Origin of the sequence: Streptomyces sp. NPDC090445 (genome assembly GCF_044769385.1) — a bacterium.
GTDB lineage: Bacteria > Actinomycetota > Actinomycetes > Streptomycetales > Streptomycetaceae > Streptomyces.
This window is the reverse complement of sequence record NZ_JBIVXV010000007.1, coordinates 166,006-180,593: the sequence shown is the minus strand read 5'-3', so window position 1 is coordinate 180,593 and position 14,588 is coordinate 166,006. Positions and strand designations below refer to the sequence as shown.

At 70.7% G+C, this 14,588-nt stretch carries 16 protein-coding genes and 1 riboswitch; of the genes, 8 read left to right on the top strand and 8 right to left on the bottom strand.

The genetic code is table 11. The features are described from left to right. Window positions 1-5 precede the first annotated feature (5 nt). Window positions 6-1,391 (top strand): serine hydrolase domain-containing protein, encoded by a 1,386-nt coding sequence (locus ACIQUT_RS17685; protein ID WP_403563816.1) that lies wholly within the window; start codon window positions 6-8, stop codon window positions 1,389-1,391. Window positions 1,392-1,546: 155 nt separating this feature from the next. Here ACIQUT_RS17685 and ACIQUT_RS17680 read toward each other — a convergent pair whose 3' ends face one another. Then, window positions 1,547-2,008: a GNAT family N-acetyltransferase gene (locus ACIQUT_RS17680; protein ID WP_403563815.1), complete on the bottom strand. Its 462-nt coding sequence runs from the start codon at window positions 2,006-2,008 to the stop codon at window positions 1,547-1,549. A 14-nt stretch (window positions 2,009-2,022) separates the two neighbouring features. Continuing rightward, entirely contained in the window at window positions 2,023-2,910 is an 888-nt protein-coding gene (locus tag ACIQUT_RS17675; RefSeq protein WP_403563814.1) for a GNAT family N-acetyltransferase, read from the bottom strand. Between the two features lie 172 nt (window positions 2,911-3,082). On the opposite strand from ACIQUT_RS17675, the gene ACIQUT_RS17670 reads away from it, so the two are divergent. Continuing rightward, window positions 3,083-3,733 (top strand): HAD family hydrolase, encoded by a 651-nt coding sequence (locus ACIQUT_RS17670; protein WP_403563813.1) that lies wholly within the window; start codon window positions 3,083-3,085, stop codon window positions 3,731-3,733. Window positions 3,734-3,874: 141 nt separating this feature from the next. After that, window positions 3,875-5,056: a globin domain-containing protein gene (locus ACIQUT_RS17665; RefSeq protein WP_403563812.1), complete on the top strand. Its 1,182-nt coding sequence runs from the start codon at window positions 3,875-3,877 to the stop codon at window positions 5,054-5,056. 33 nt (window positions 5,057-5,089) lie between these two features. On the opposite strand, the gene ACIQUT_RS17660 is transcribed toward ACIQUT_RS17665, so the two are convergent. The 5 genes from ACIQUT_RS17660 to ACIQUT_RS17640 form a co-directional block, all read right to left on the bottom strand. After that, complete coding sequence (locus tag ACIQUT_RS17660; RefSeq protein ID WP_385423234.1) at window positions 5,090-5,569, bottom strand: NUDIX domain-containing protein; 480 nt, start codon at window positions 5,567-5,569, stop codon at window positions 5,090-5,092. Window positions 5,570-5,629: 60 nt separating this feature from the next. After that, complete coding sequence (locus tag ACIQUT_RS17655) at window positions 5,630-6,538, bottom strand: LysR family transcriptional regulator (RefSeq protein WP_403563811.1); 909 nt, start codon at window positions 6,536-6,538, stop codon at window positions 5,630-5,632. 184 nt (window positions 6,539-6,722) lie between these two features. Continuing rightward, complete coding sequence (locus tag ACIQUT_RS17650) at window positions 6,723-7,931, bottom strand: cystathionine gamma-lyase (protein ID WP_403563810.1); 1,209 nt, start codon at window positions 7,929-7,931, stop codon at window positions 6,723-6,725. Beyond that, window positions 7,928-8,422, bottom strand: coding sequence for a low molecular weight protein-tyrosine-phosphatase (locus ACIQUT_RS17645; protein WP_403563809.1), 495 nt, complete (start codon window positions 8,420-8,422; stop codon window positions 7,928-7,930). Before ACIQUT_RS17645 ends, ACIQUT_RS17650 begins: the two co-directional genes overlap by 4 nt. An 11-nt stretch (window positions 8,423-8,433) precedes the next feature. Beyond that, window positions 8,434-8,814, bottom strand: a complete 381-nt coding sequence (locus ACIQUT_RS17640; protein ID WP_403563808.1) for a phage holin family protein — start codon at window positions 8,812-8,814, stop codon at window positions 8,434-8,436. Between the two features lie 87 nt (window positions 8,815-8,901). On the opposite strand from ACIQUT_RS17640, the gene ACIQUT_RS17635 reads away from it, so the two are divergent. The 4 genes from ACIQUT_RS17635 (at window position 8,902) to ACIQUT_RS17620 (ending at window position 11,185) form a co-directional block, all read left to right on the top strand. After that, on the top strand, window positions 8,902-9,219 hold the full coding sequence (locus tag ACIQUT_RS17635) for a cupin domain-containing protein (protein WP_403563807.1): 318 nt from the start codon (window positions 8,902-8,904) through the stop codon (window positions 9,217-9,219). A gap of 160 nt (window positions 9,220-9,379) precedes the next feature. Next, window positions 9,380-9,607, top strand: a complete 228-nt coding sequence (locus ACIQUT_RS17630; protein WP_403563806.1) for a DUF5326 family protein — start codon at window positions 9,380-9,382, stop codon at window positions 9,605-9,607. 284 nt (window positions 9,608-9,891) lie between these two features. Further along, window positions 9,892-10,638 carry an IclR family transcriptional regulator gene (locus tag ACIQUT_RS17625; RefSeq protein ID WP_403563805.1) on the top strand — a complete coding sequence of 249 codons (747 nt, stop codon included), beginning with the start codon at window positions 9,892-9,894 and terminating at the stop codon, window positions 10,636-10,638. Between the two features lie 97 nt (window positions 10,639-10,735). Next, window positions 10,736-11,185, top strand: a complete 450-nt coding sequence (locus ACIQUT_RS17620; RefSeq protein WP_403563804.1) for an SsgA family sporulation/cell division regulator — start codon at window positions 10,736-10,738, stop codon at window positions 11,183-11,185. Between the two features lie 9 nt (window positions 11,186-11,194). On the opposite strand, the gene ACIQUT_RS17615 is transcribed toward ACIQUT_RS17620, so the two are convergent. Then, on the bottom strand, window positions 11,195-12,583 hold the full coding sequence (locus ACIQUT_RS17615) for a YibE/F family protein (protein WP_403563803.1): 1,389 nt from the start codon (window positions 12,581-12,583) through the stop codon (window positions 11,195-11,197). 72 nt (window positions 12,584-12,655) lie between these two features. Then, window positions 12,656-12,801: riboswitch (TPP riboswitch) on the top strand. Here ACIQUT_RS17615 and thiC point away from each other — a divergent pair. Then, on the top strand, window positions 12,796-14,583 hold the full coding sequence (gene thiC, locus ACIQUT_RS17610; protein WP_403563802.1) for a phosphomethylpyrimidine synthase ThiC: 1,788 nt from the start codon (window positions 12,796-12,798) through the stop codon (window positions 14,581-14,583). (Overlaps the previous riboswitch by 6 nt.) Window positions 14,584-14,588: the final 5 nt, after the last annotated feature.

Sequence of the window (14,588 nt, the reverse complement as noted above, 5' to 3'; positions counted from 1 at the left end):
CGGGCATGGACGCCCTGCCTGAAGACCTGGACCTGCTTCCCTCCACCCGGCGTGCCCTCGGGCACCGGATCGCCGTCGCCCAGAACGAGGGCCGGGCGCCCTCGGTGGTCGCCGCCGTGGCGCGGGGAGGCGCCCTGGTCTGGGAGGGGTCCCGGAGCCCGGCCGACGGGCACGGCCCGGACGGGAACGTGCAGTACCGGATCGGGTCGATCACCAAGACCTTCACCGCCGTCCTGGTGATGCGGCTGCGCGACGAGGGTCTGCTGGCGCTCGGCGACCCTCTGGAGAAGCACCTGCCCGGGACCGGAGCCGGAGAGGTGACCGTCCGACAGCTGCTCGCCCATGCGGGCGGGTTGGCCGCGGAGACGCCCGGCGAGTGGTGGGAGCGGAGCTCCGCCTCGCTGCGCCCGGAGCTCTCCGACGTCCTGGGGACGGAGCCGTTCCTCTTCGAGCCCGGTTGGCGCCACCACTACTCCAACCCCGGCTACACACTGCTGGGTTCGCTCGTCGAGGCGGTGCGCGGCAAGCCGTGGGAAGAGGTGCTGCGCGCCGAGGTGCTGGAGCCGCTGGGTCTGGACCGGACGACCGTGCAGCCGCAGGCACCGTACGCGGACGGCTGGGCCGTCCATCCGTGGGCCGATGTGCTGATGCCCGAGCCGCCGGAGGACCTGGGCCTGATGGCCCCGGCGGGTCAGCTGTGGTCCACCACGCGGGACTTGGCGCGGTTCGGGCAGTTCCTTCTGCACGGGGACGAGCAGGTGCTCGGTGCCGCGAGCGTCCGGGAGATGGCCGTCGCCGCGGCGCCCCCCGAGCCGGGAATCGCCGAGTTCGGGTACGGGCTGGGGGTGCAGCTGACGGAGAGCGGCGGGCGCCGGCTCGCGGGGCACTGCGGCTCGCTTCCGGGCTTCGTCGCCGGCCTGTGGCTGAACCAGGCCGAGGACGTGGTGGCCGTGGTGCTGGCGAACTGCACGTCGGGGCTGCCGGTCGGGACCGTGGCCGCGGAGCTGCTGACCCTCGTCGCGGACGCCGAACCGCGCTTCCCGGAGCCGTGGAAGCCGTTCGAGGAGGCGGATCCGGTGGCACTGGAGCTGTGCGGGCCCTGGTACTGGGGTCCCGCGGCGCACGTGGTCCGGCTGAGGTCGAACGGCGAGCTGGAACTGGGCCCTGCGGGCGCGATGGGCCGGGCCGCCAGGTTCCGGGCGGAGCCGGACGGCAGCTGGCGGGGCCTGAACGGCTATTACGCGGGGGAGACGCTGCGGGTGGTCCGGCGGGCCGACGGCTCGCTGAGCCACCTCGACCTGGGGTCGTTCATGTTCACCCGGCAGCCGTACGACCCCGAGGCCCCGGTACCCGGCGGGGTGGACCCGAAGGGCTGGCGGGGGATCGGCTGACCCCAGGCCGTCACCGCCGCTTCCGCGGCCAGGCCGGGGGAGCCGGGCATCCGCCAGGCGATGCCCCGTCCGCCCCCCGTGCCCGGCCGCCGACGGCCTCGCCGTTCCGCCGCACCGCCGGGCCGGCTTCTTGCCCCGATCGACGCAGTGAGCGATCAGAGAGCGAGCTTGAAACCGACGTGGGACGGCGTGAAGCCGAGCCGCTCGTAGAAGCGGTGCGCGTCGGTGCGGGTCACGTCGGAGGTGAGCTGGACCATGTGGCAGTCCTCCCGGCGGGACTGCTCGATCGCCCATTCGATGAAACGGGTGCCCAAGCCGCTGCCGCGTTCGTCGGCGTGGACGCGAACGCCTTCGATGATGGAACGGGTGGCCCCCTTGCGGGACAGGCCCCGGACGATGGTGAGCTGGAGGGTGCCCACGACCCGCCCGTCGCGGACCGCCACGACCACATGCTGGTGGGGGTCCGCGGCCAAGTGCCGGTACGCCGAAAGGTACGGCGTGAGATCGTCCGGGGATTCGCGCGTGGCACCGAGGGGATCGTCGGCCAGCATCGCGACGATGGCCGGCAGGTCCTCCTCGGTCGCCGGCCGGATGGTGAGTTCGGTGGTGTCGTACATGAGGCGCTCCTTGCTCAGCCGGCGGCCACGGTGAGCGGGGCCCAGCGCCGGGTCCAGTCGCCGGGGAGTCCGGGGATGTCACGGGTCATGACCGCGTTGAAGGCGACGGAGGCCAGCCCGCGTTCCTTGAGCCAGCCGACGAGCTCCTCATGGCGGACGTCGACATCCGTGCGCAGGGGCCTGTTGGTGGTGGCGGCGAGGCCGGCGACGAGAGCCTGGGCGCAGGCCGTGTCGCGGGCGATCAACGGGCCGATCACGTGCGTCTCCATATTGGGCCAGATCGCCGCGTAGCCGGTGAGGTGGCCCGCGCTGTCCTCGGCGACCATGAGCCGGTCCGAGAAGGCCGGGAGACGCGTGATGAGGTGGGTCCGGTCGGCGCCGAACACCTCGGCGTCCAGGCGGATGATCCGTGAGATGTCCTCGGCAGCTGCGGGCCTGACCGTGGTGCTGGCCGGCCGCGGGGCCGCGGGGTCGGGGCGGAAGGTACCCCGGAGCATCTCGGCCCGGCCCGTGGCGGTGAAGCCGAGCTCCTCGTAGAGGGGGCGACCGTACGGGGTGGCGTGGAGGGTGAGCGGGATGTCCTTGAGGACGTCGTCGCAGAGGTGTGTCATCAGGCGGCGGCCCAGGCCCCGGCGGGCGTAGCGGTCGGCCACGAGGACCATACCGATGGCGGCCAGTTCCGGCTTGTCGGACGTGTGCCCGTAGGAGGTGACGACACAGGCGGCGGCGAGTCCCCGCCCGTCGGGGGCGTCGACCCCGTAGCCGTTGCCCGCGGCGAGGAGCAGGCCCCATTTGTGGTCCTCGCGCGGCCACCCGCGGTCTTCGGAGAGGTCGGCGCAGCGGTGGAGATCATCCACCGTCAGCGCACGGATCGGCAGGTCGGTGAGGTGTGGTGGTGTCACGGGCCCAGATTGGATCACCGACGGGGACGCGTCCAGGGGAATTCGGGCGATGTTCGGCGCCGATCGGTCTGATGTTTCACGTGAAACCGCACGATGTTTCACGTGAAACCAAACCGCGGTTTCACGTGAAACAGACCGTTCCACGTGAAACCAGCGGCTAGCCTGCACTTTCATGACGCTGTTGCACCTCTTTGACCTCGACGGCACTCTGATGTACGGCTCGGCAGCGCCGGTGGAGCTTTCCCGCCAGCTCGGCCTGGGCGCGGAGATCGCCGAGTTGGAGCGCGCGTTCGGAGCCCGTGAGATCGGCCCCCAGGAGTTCTCGGTGGCAGCCCACGCCCTGTGGGCCGAGCTGACGCCCGCGCATGTCCGGGCGGCGTTCGACGGCGCGCCCTGGCTGGCCGGGATCCGGGAGGTGTGGCAGGAGATCCGGGAGCGGGGCGACTACTGCGCGGTGATCTCGCTGTCGCCGTCGTTCTTCGTGGAGCTGCTGCTGGAGTGGGGTGCGCACGCCGCCCACGGCTCGGTGTTCCCCAAGGTTCCCTTCACCCGGCCCGTGGACGTGACCGGGATCCTGACGCCGAAAGACAAGGTCACCGTGGCCGACCGGCTGTGCTCCCGGTTCGGGCTCGACCGGGCGGACTGCGTGGCGTACGGAGACTCCGCGACCGACGCGGTGCTCTTCGACGCGGTGCAGGTATCGGTGGCGGTCAACGCCCGGCCGGCTCTGGCCGAGCGTGCCACGCATGTCTACGAAGGGCGGGATCTGCGCGACGCATACCAGCTCGTTGCCGCGGCGCGCCCGGGAGTTGAGGCATCTTAAGAGGAAAGTGGGTTCGAAACGGGGGATTTCTTCATTCCCCCGCGAGTATCTGGGTCGGCTGGCAGTCTGTGAGCCCCGGAACCACGGATTCAAAGGCCGTGGCGTGCTTTACCGACCGAGATGTTCGAAGCGAGGCACCGCATGGACGCTCCGCCCACCAGATCGGCCAGAGGGACGGTCCGGATACCGTCCGGGGGCATTCAGGCCGAGCCCTCCCCGGACGCGGTACTCATCCGCCGGACCCTGGAGGAGATCGCGCCCATTGCCGACCGGGTGACCTCGTACTTCTACGCCCTGGTGTTCGCCGGGCACCCGGAGGTACGGGGCATGTTCCCTGCCGCGATGGACGCCCAGCGCGACAGGCTGCTGAAGGCGCTCCTCACCGCAGCCGAGCACATCGACAACCCCGCGGTCCTCACGCCCTACCTGCAGCGCCTGGGCACCGGGCACCGCAAGTACGGCACGCTTGCGGGCCACTATCCGGTGGTGGGCGAGGCCCTCATCGGGGCGTTGTCCCGGTACGCCCAGAACACCTGGGGGCCGCAGGCGCAGGCCGCGTGGGTGCGGGCCTACACCGCCATCTCCCAGATCATGATCGATGCTGCTGCCGAGGACGAGCGGAAGTCCCCGGCGTGGTGGCACGCCGAGGTGGTCTCGCACGAACTGCGCACGCCCGACATCGCGGTGCTGACCGTCCGCCCCGACCTGCCGTACACCTTCCTGGCCGGTCAGTACACGAGCCTGGAGACCCCGTGGTGGCCGCGGGTCTGGAGGCACTACTCGTTCGCCTCGGCCCCCCGCCCCGACGGCCTGCTGTCCTTCCACGTCAAGGCTGTCCCGGCCGGCTGGGTCTCCAACGCCCTCGTACGCCACGCCCGCCCCGGCGACGTGCTGCGGCTCGGGCCGCCGGCCGGATCGATGGTGGTGGACCACAGCACTGACAACGGGATGCTGTGCCTGGCCGGCGGAACCGGCATCGCCCCGATCAAGGCGCTGATCGAGGATGTGGCGGTGCACGGCGAACGGCGCCCGGTGGAGGTCTTCTTCGGGGCGCGCACGGACGGGGACCTGTACGACAAGGACACGCTGCTGGGGCTCCAGCGCTCGCACCCGTGGCTGTCGGTGCGCCCGGTGGTCGGCGGGGGGCTGGAGGGGCAGCTGCCGCACGCGGTCGGCCGGCACGGCCCGTGGAGCTCGTACGACGCTTTCGTCTCGGGGCCGCCGGCGATGATCCGCTGCGGTGTGGGCGAGCTTGAGCGGATCGGCATCCCCCGCGAGCGGATCCGCTATGACGCGGTCGAGGAGCTGGCGGGCGCCGGCTGACACCGGCGGCCGCCCGTCTTCCGGAGGCCCGGATCAGCCCAGGTCGGGAGCGTGCATGGCGCGCACACCCTCGATGTTGCCGTCCAGGTAGTGGCGCAGGGACAGCGGCACGAGGTGGACGGCGGCGATGCCGACCCGGCTGAACGGCACCCGCACGATCTCGTACGTCCCCTCCGGCTGGTCCACCTCGGGGCCGTGCCGCTCGGCCGGGTCCATCGAGGCGAGTCGGCAGACGAAGAAGTGCTGCACCTTCACGCCGGTCACTCCCCCGTCGGCGATGTGCTCGACGGTGTCGACGAAGCAGGGCACCACATCGGTGATCTTGGCGCCGAGCTCCTCGTGGACCTCCCGATGGAGGGCGTCCACGACGGTCTCGTCCGAGGGCTCGACTCCCCCGCCGGGGGTCAGCCAATAGGGGTCGACGCCGGGCTTGGTGCGTTTGATGAGGATCAGGTCGTCACCGTCGAGCAGGATCGCGCGGGCGGTGCGTTTGACCACGGGACGTTCGGTCATGGGAGAAGAGTGGCCCAGGACCGCGCCTCTGAAACGCGCCACGGGCCGGAACCGGAATGCTTACCACTGTGCGGCGGCGCGCAGCAGCCGCTCGTGGGCGCGGGAGAGGTGGGCCAGGGAGAGGCTCCCGGTGCGTACGACGAGGAACCAGGTCCGCAGGGGAGGCACGGGGGGCTCCAGCAGGGCGATGATCTGCCCGCTGTCGAGGGCGCTCTGGCACAGGTAGCGGGGCAGGACGGCGAGTCCGGCGCCGGCCCGGACGCATTCGAGTACGGCCCGCAGGTCGGGCACGACGACGGTGGCGGCATCGGGCTGCCCGGTGTCGGGCCGGGTCTCGAAGACGGCCGCCCAGTAGCGGGTGACGAGCGGAAGGCTCTCGTGGACCTCGACGAGCGGAATGCCGTCGAGGGTGGCGGGGCCGCTGTCGCGGAGCCGGTCCGGGTCCACCAGGGCGGCCCAGTAGGGCGCGGCGACCAGTACGTGCTCCTCGTCGCACAGGGCGGTGGCGGTGAAGAGTTCGCCCCGCGGGCGGGCGGTGGTGGCGACGAGGTCGTGGTGGCCGGCGGCGAGTTCGTCGAGGGTCTCCTCGGCTCCGGTCCGCAGGGTGGTCCGCAGGGTGTGGCCCTGGCCGACGAGGGGCGCGAGGGCGGGCAGGACGCGCAGGCACAGGAACTCCGGGGGGCCGGCCAGGTGCAGCGTGCGCGCGGCTCCGGCAACCTCCCGTTCGGCCTCGGTGATCTGCAGGAGGGCGTCGAGGTGCGGAGCGGCCTTGTGGGCGAGTTCGTCCCCGACGGCGGTGGGGGTGACCCCGCGCGCCCGCCGGTGGAACAGGGGCCGGCCCAGCTGGCGTTCGAGGGTGCGGATCTGGGAGGTGACGGCGGGCTGGGACAGCCCGAGGAGTGCGGCGGCACGGGTGAACGAGCCGGCCCGGTGTACGGCGACGAAGGTGCGCAGCAGGGCCAGGTCCATGAGAGGCCCCTCTCGGTGGGCCTTCAACTATAAATATGTCGATAGGCCCCTGTCGTTACCGTGATTGGACTCTGACGCTGGGTCAACTAGCCTTGAGGCCATGGTTCTTCGCGCGGGAACCCGGGGCGGTCCGAGCCAGGAGGGGGGAGGCTCGGACCGCCTTTCGCGCGGGCGGCAGGGCGGCTCAGCCCCGGTCCGGCCCCGCGGCGTCAAGGGCCCGCAGCACGTCCGTGACCAGGTCCTCCGTGTCCTCGGCGCCGGCGGAGAAGCGGATGAAGCCCTCCGGGACCGGGTCGCCGCCCCAACGTCCCCGCCGCTCGGCCGTGGAGCGCACACCGCCGAAGCTGGTGGCGTCCTCGACGAGGTGCAGCGCGGCCAGGAACCGCTCGGCGAAGGCGCGGTCGGGCAGAGTGAAGGAGACGACCGAGCCGAATCCGCGCATCTGTCGGGAGGCTGTGGCGTGGGACGGGTCCGAGGCCAGTCCCGGGTAGCGCAGCCCGGCCACCTCGGAACGGCCCGCCAAGGCCTCCGCGACGGCCAGGGCGTTGGCCCACTGGCGCTGGGCGCGCAGCTGGATGGTGGCCAGGGAGCGGTGGGCGAGCCAGGCCTCCATGGGCCCCGGGATCGCTCCGATGATCTTGCGCCAGCGGCGGATTCCGGCGGCGAGCTCCGCATCGCGGCAGACGACGTAGCCGAGGAGGAGGTCGCCGTGGCCGGTGAGCCCCTTGGTGCCGCTGGCCACGGAGAAGTCGGCCCCGAGCTCCAGCGGCCGCTGCCCGAGCGGGGTGGCGAGGGTGTTGTCGACGGCGACCAGGGTGCCGCCCGCGTGAGCCGAGTCGGCCAGGCGCCGTACGTCGCACACGTCGAGCCCTGGGTTGGACGGCGTCTCGATCCACAGCAGCCTGGCTCCGTCGAGGACGGCGAGCTGGCCGTCACCGCCGGTCGGGGCGGTCCGGACGCGGATCCCGTACGCCTCCAGCTGCTCCCGGACCAGCGGCAGCGCCTGGTATCCGTCGTCGGGAAGGACGACGGTGTCGCCGGCGCGGGTCTGCGAGAAGAGGACGGCGGAGACGGCGGCCATGCCGGAGGCGAAGACGACGGTGTCCACTCCCTCCCGGCCGGGTGCCTCCAGCTCCCCGATGGCCCGCTCCAGCAGGGTCCAGGTCGGGTTGGTGTCCCTGCCGTAGGTGTACGGGCCGGCGACGTCGCCGGGGAGGTGGAAGTGGGCGGCGAAGACGGGGCCGGGCAGGGGCGGTTCGTTCTTCACCGGCGCGGGCAGCCCGGCGCGCACGGCCCGGGTGCCGTCGCCCGTCCCGGCTTCCGCCGCCGCTGCTGTCGCCGGGCCCGTCTCCCGGACTGTTTCCGGGACGTGGTCGTTCGCGCGGTCGGTCACGCGACGTGCTCCTTCGGGTTCAGGGCCTCCTCCACGGCCTCCAGCAGGCCCGGGCACGCCGCCTCGACGAGCCGCAGGCACTCCTCGAATCCGTCGAGGGAGCCGTAGTAGGGATCCGGTACGTCGGCCTCGGCCGGCGCGGCCGGGTCGTAGGACCGCAGCAGCCGGACCTTTGCCGCGTCCTCGGCGGTGGGGGCCAGCGCCCGCAGTGTGCGCAGGTGCCCCTCGTCCAGCGCGATGACGAGGTCCAGGGCGGCGAACCACGAGGGGCGGATTTGCCGGGCCCGGTGGTTCTGCCCGTACCCGGCGGCCTCGAGGACGGTGACGGTGCGCGGGTCCGCGGCGTCCCCCTCGTGCCAGCCGTCGGTTCCGGCACTGTCCACCTCGACCAAGCCGTCGAGTCCGGCCTCGGTGACACGGGCGCGGAACACGGACTCGGCCATGGGCGAGCGGCATATGTTGCCCGTGCAGACGAAGCACACGCGGTACACGGTCGCTCCGTTCAGTTCTTCTCGGGCAGGGCCAGGTTCACGGCCCAGGACACGATGGAGATGATCACGCCGCCGAGCAGCGCGCTCCAGAAGTTGTCGACATGGAAGCTGAGGTTGAACAGCTGGGCGAGCCACGACGTCAGGAGCAGCATCAGCGCGTTCACGACGAGGGTGAACAGTCCGAGGGTGAGGACGAACAGCGGCAGCGAGAAGAGCTTCACCACCGGCTTGACAATGAGGTTGACCAGGCCGAAGACCAGGGCGACAAGGACCAGCGTCAGCGTTCGGCGCCCCAGGGGGCTTCCGTCGTCGAGCGTGATGCCCGACACCAGCCAGATGGCGACGGCGAGGGCGGCCGCGTTCGCCAGCGTCTTGACTACGAAATTCGTCATGTGTCTGATCGTGGCAGAGAAGATCCAGGTGGTATATCGGCGGATCCGCCGATTCCGGACCGCGAGAACACGAGAGGCACAACGACGATGAAGGCCTTCCGGCTGGACGAGCTCGAAGCGGAGCGGCTCGCCAACGACGGCGCCTACCTGCAGTTCCTGCACGAGCGGAACATGTCGGTCGGGCTGTACGCACTCGACGCCGGCCAGAGCGACCCGCAGCAGCCGCACCGCCAGGACGAGGTGTACTTCGTGGTCAGTGGCCGCGCCTCGATCACGGTCGGGGAGGAGACGACGACAGTGGCCCGCGGCAGCGTCGTCTACGTGCCGGCCGGCGTGCCGCACAAGTTCCACCACATCTCCGAGGACCTGAAGGTGCTGGTGGTGTTCTCCCCGCCGGAGGCGTGACCCGCGCCGCGGGTGAGGGTCGGACCCCTGATCCCCCTAGGGGCAGGATCAGGGGAGTCCGGGGGCTCGCGGGCCCCCGTCCGCATGCGCGTGCTCCTAGCATCGGAGGCAGGAAAACGGACGTCACCGACGGGGACGCGGAAGAGGAAGAGGCGAGGACATGGACGGCATCCGGGAGACATTGGCAGGCCTGCCCTGGTGGGTGAAGTGGGTCGCGATCCCGCTTCTGGTGCTCTTCGTCTTCGGCGGCGTCATCACGAGCATTCTCGGTGCCCTGATCGGGTTCGCCTTCAAGCTGCTGCTCTTCGTCGGTCTGGTCGCCGGCCTGGTCTTCCTGGTGAAGAAGTTCGGTGGTAGCAGCGCGAAGTCGTCGTCCCGCGAGTGGTAGCGGGGATTCACGGGCCCCGGTTCGGGCCGCCCGGGCGTTAACCCGGGTGGCCTAACACGGGGCTTCGGGCCGCTCACCGGGCGGGACACGGTCGCTAGAGTGCAGTCTGCGCGTCCCCCTGGGTGCGAACGCCGGTACGACCGCTCCGACCTGCGGTCGTGCCACGCAGGAACGAGCACGGCCCCAGGACCGCGGCATGCGCGGGGGCGGCCCCCGCCGGGTGGGCTCCACAGCCCGCCGCCACGCCTGGGGGTGAGTCCTTGTCTCCGGTTCACAACGCCGGTGTGCCGACACTGATCGGCTCGGTGCAGCGGGCGCTGAGGCTGCTCGAAGCAGCCGGGTCCCATACCGGGGGAGCCCCGGCGAAACAGCTGGCGCGTGAGGCCGGGCTCCCACTCCCCACCGCGTACCACCTGCTGCGGACGCTCACGCACGAGGGATATCTGCGCCGCGAGGGCGGCGTTTTCGTTCTCGGGGCCGCGGCCGGACGGCTGGCGGCCGGCGGGTTGCAGCAGAAACGTCGCACCATGATCCTCGATTCGCTCGCGCACTTCCGCGACGCGGTCGGGGCCCCCGTCTACTTCGCGGTCTTCCGCGAGGGTGAAATCGAGGTCGTGGGCGTGTCGGACACCCTGGCCGATCCGGCCGTCGAAGAGTGGGCCGACTTCCGGGCGACCGGCCACGCGCACGCGATCGGGCAGTGCCTGCTGGCCCAGCTCGACGAGGAGACGCGCCGGGACTACTACGACCGCCATCCCGTCGAAGCCATCACCCCCTACACCGTGCGGGACCAGCGTGTCCTGGAGCAGAAGATCCGTTCCCTGGGGCGCATGGAGCCCGTGACCGAGCGTCAGGAGTACGCGCTGGGCACGGTGTGCGCCGCCATCCCGATCACCGCCGGCGACGCTGCCGCGACGATGGCCATTTCTCTCCCTTTCCATCAGCAGGAAAGACTGCCATGGGTGGTCGATCGGCTACGGAGTGAAGTAGGCGCGCTGTTGAGCTCCCTCTCCTTCTCTATCAGTATCTGAAAACTCACTCCTTGTGATCCGCTAGCGCTTCCACCAATCTTGTCAAGGGGGTTCCGGGGGGTCATTCCTGGCCACTTCCACAACAGCGGGGTAGGCAATGCGCGAGTCGGTACAGGCAGAGGTCATGATGAGCTTCCTCGTTTCCGAGGAGCTCTCGTTCCGGATCCCGGTGGAGCTCCGGTACGACGCCGGCGACCCGTACGCAGTACGGCTTACCTTCCACCTTCCCGGAGACGCGCCGGTGACCTGGGCGTTCGGGCGGGAGCTGCTGCTCGACGGCATCAACAAGCCGTGCGGGGAAGGCGACGTCCACATCGCCCCAGCCTCGTCCGAGGAACTGTCCGACGTCCACATCCGGCTCCAGGTCGGCAGCGACCGCGCCCTCTTCCGGGCCGGTGCGGCACCCCTGGTCGCCTTCCTCGACCGCACCGACCGGCTGGTTCCACTCGGTCAGGAGCGCAGCCTCGGCGACTTCGAGATGAGCCTCGACGAGGCGCTCGACAAGATCCTCGCCGAGTCCCGGCAGAACGAGCAGAACGCCGGCTGACAGCCGGACTCAGCGCTTGCGCCGCCGGCCCCGGCCCCGGTTCCCGCGCCCGGTACCCGGGGCCGCCGTCGTAGCGGTCGCGCCCGCCGGCCGGTCGGCGGACACCACGAGCGCTGCGAGCGCCGTCGTGACCGGGACCGAGGCCACCAGGCCGATCGAGCCCACGAGGGTCCGTACGATCTCCACCGCGACGAGCTCGCTGTTGGCCACCGCGCCCACGCTGCTGTTCGCGATCGAGAACAGCAGCAGCAGGGGCAGGGCCGCGCCCGCGTAGGCCAGCACGAGGGTGTTGACCACCGACGCGATGTGGTCGCGGCCGATGCGGATGGCCGCGCGGTACAGGGACCGCGGCCCCATCGCCGGGTCCGCGTGGTGGAGTTCCCAGACCGCCGAGGTCTGGGTGACCGTCACGTCGTCGAGCACGCCGAGCGATCCGATGATGATGCTCGCGAGCAGCAGACCGCTCATGTCGATGTCCGGGTACAGCCCGTGGATCAGCCCGGTGTTGTCGTCGGTGTTGCCGGTGAGGAACGCCCAGTCGATGAACACCGAGCCCAGCAGTCCGATCAGCAGCAGCGAGACGAGCGTGCCGAGGACCGCGACGGAGGTGCGGGCGGTCAGCCCGTGGCACAGGTAGAGCGCGATCAGCATGATGGCACTCGCCCCGATGATCGCGACGACCAGCGGATTCGAGCCCTGCAGGATCGCCGGCAGGATGAACAGGGTCAGCACGGCGAAGCTGATGACGAGGGCGATCAGCGCGAACAGGCCGCGCATCCGCCCCACCAGGACCACCACCAGGGCGAAGATGCCCGCCAGTACCGCCAGCGGGATCTTGCGGTTCACGTCGATCACGGAGTACTGCAGGTCCCGAGGGGCGTCGGGGGCGTAGGCCACGACCACCTCCTGACCGTCCGCCAGCTGCCGGGGAGCCCCCGGTTGGACGATTTCGATGAAGGTGCGGCCCTTGTCGCGGCCGGTGCCGACCTCGACGGTGGCCTTCTTGCACTGGCCGGTCTGCGCGGCCTGTGCCTCACGGCCCTCCGGTGTCGAGGGGTTGGCCGTCGGCGGCACCTGCGAGGCGTTCACGGATTTGCAGTCGACCTGTTCGAGCCGAACGACCCGGCCCTGCTCGGTCTGGCGGTCGAAGCCCACGCCGGAGCGCTCGTGTGCGGGGGCGCCGCCCGGCCAGAGCACTGCCATGCCGACGAACACGGCCGTGGCGAAGGGGATCAGCACGGCTGCGATGACCTTGCGCAGGTGCTTCGAGACGGGAGCCGCAGGCCCGTGGCCGTGGGAATGGCCATGCGCGTGACCGTGGCCGTGGTCGGCATCTCCGTGGCCGGTGTGGCCCGTGGGCTCGGCGGGCTCGTCGGGGGGCTGTGTCGAGGACGTCACTGGCTGATCATCGCAAGAGTTGAGGGGGCCCACTGTTCAGCACGCCACAGATGACGCTAGCGTGGTGGCACCTTTGCACAACGCGGGAGCTCGGAGCACCGGGCTGAGAGGGCGCTGATCACCGTACGCAGGCACGACATGCGTACGGGAAGAGGCTGCGCCGACCGCCGAACCTGTTACCGGGTAATGCCGGCGTAGGGAGATCAGGTCTCATGACCATTCAGGACGCACGCACGCCTGCCGTCGGCCAGGACGCCGACGGCGGGACCGAGCGCCAGCCGGGCTGGCACAAGGGCTACGTGGCGGGCTCCCGCCCCGACATCCGGGTGCCGGTTCGCCAGGTCCACCTCACCAACGGCAAGGACGTGACGCTCTACGACACGTCCGGTCCGTACACCGACCCGCAGATCGAGACCGATGTCCGGCGGGGTCTGGCGCCGCTGCGCGAGAACTGGATCATCGGCCGCGGCGACACCGAGGAATACGCGGGCCGTCCCGTGCGCCCCGAGGACGACGGCATCAAGCACACCTCGCCGCGCGGCGGCCTCAAGAACCTCGACGCGGTCTTCCCCGGCCGTCCGCGCCTGCCGCGCCGCGGCCGGGGCGGCCAGGCCGTCACGCAGCTCGCGTACGCCCGCCGCGGTGAGGTCACCCCCGAGATGGAGTACGTCGCGATCCGCGAGAACGTCTCCCCCGAGGTCGTGCGCGAGGAGATCGCCGCAGGTCGCGCCGTGCTGCCCGCGAACGTGAACCACCCGGAGATCGAGCCGATGATCATCGGCAAGAGGTTCCTGGTGAAGGTCAACGCCAACATCGGCAACTCCGCGGTCACCTCCTCCATCGAGGAGGAGGTCGAGAAGATGACCTGGGCCACCCGCTGGGGTGCCGACACGGTCATGGACCTCTCCACCGGCCGCAACATCCACACCACCCGCGAGTGGGTGCTGCGCAACTCCCCCGTGCCGATCGGCACCGTGCCGCTCTACCAGGCCCTGGAGAAGGTCGACGGCAAGGCCGAGGAGCTGACCTGGGAGATCTACAAGGACACCGTCATCGAGCAGGCCGAGCAGGGCGTCGACTACATGACGGTCCACGCCGGCGTGCTGCTGCCGTACGTGCCGCTGACCGCCCGCCGCAAGACCGGCATCGTCTCCCGCGGAGGCTCGATCATGGCCGCGTGGTGCCTGGCGCACCACAAGGAGAACTTCCTCTACACGAACTTCGAGGAGCTCTGCGAGATCCTCGCGGCGTACGACGTGACGTACTCGCTGGGTGACGGCCTGCGCCCCGGCTCGATCGCGGACGCCAACGACGCGGCGCAGTTCGCCGAGCTGAAGACGCTGGGCGAACTGAACAAGATCGCCAAGAGCCACAACGTGCAGACGATGATCGAGGGCCCGGGGCACGTCCCGATGCACAAGATCAAGGAGAACATCGACCTCCAGCAGGAGATCTGCGAGGAGGCGCCGTTCTACACGCTCGGCCCGCTGACCACGGACGTCGCCCCGGCGTACGACCACATCACCTCGGGCATCGGCGCCGCGATGATCGCCTGGTGGGGCACGGCGATGCTCTGCTACGTCACGCCCAAGGAGCACCTGGGCCTGCCCAACCGCGACGACGTCAAGACCGGCGTCATCACGTACAAGATCGCCGCGCACGCGGCGGACCTGGCCAAGGGGCACCCGGGCGCCCAGGAGTGGGACGACGCCCTGTCGGACGCGCGCTTCGAATTCCGCTGGGAGGACCAGTTCAACCTGGCCCTCGACCCGGACACGGCCCGCGAGTTCCACGACGAGACGCTCCCGGCCGAGCCGGCGAAGACGGCGCACTTCTGCTCCATGTGCGGCCCGAAGTTCTGCTCGATGAAGATCTCCCAGGACATCCGCCGCGAGCACGGCGGCGACCTGAAGGCGGGTGAGATCGAGGCGGGCATGGCGGCGAAGTCCGCCGAGTTCGCGGCGACCGGCAACCGGGTCTACCTGCCGATCGCGGACTGACCTGC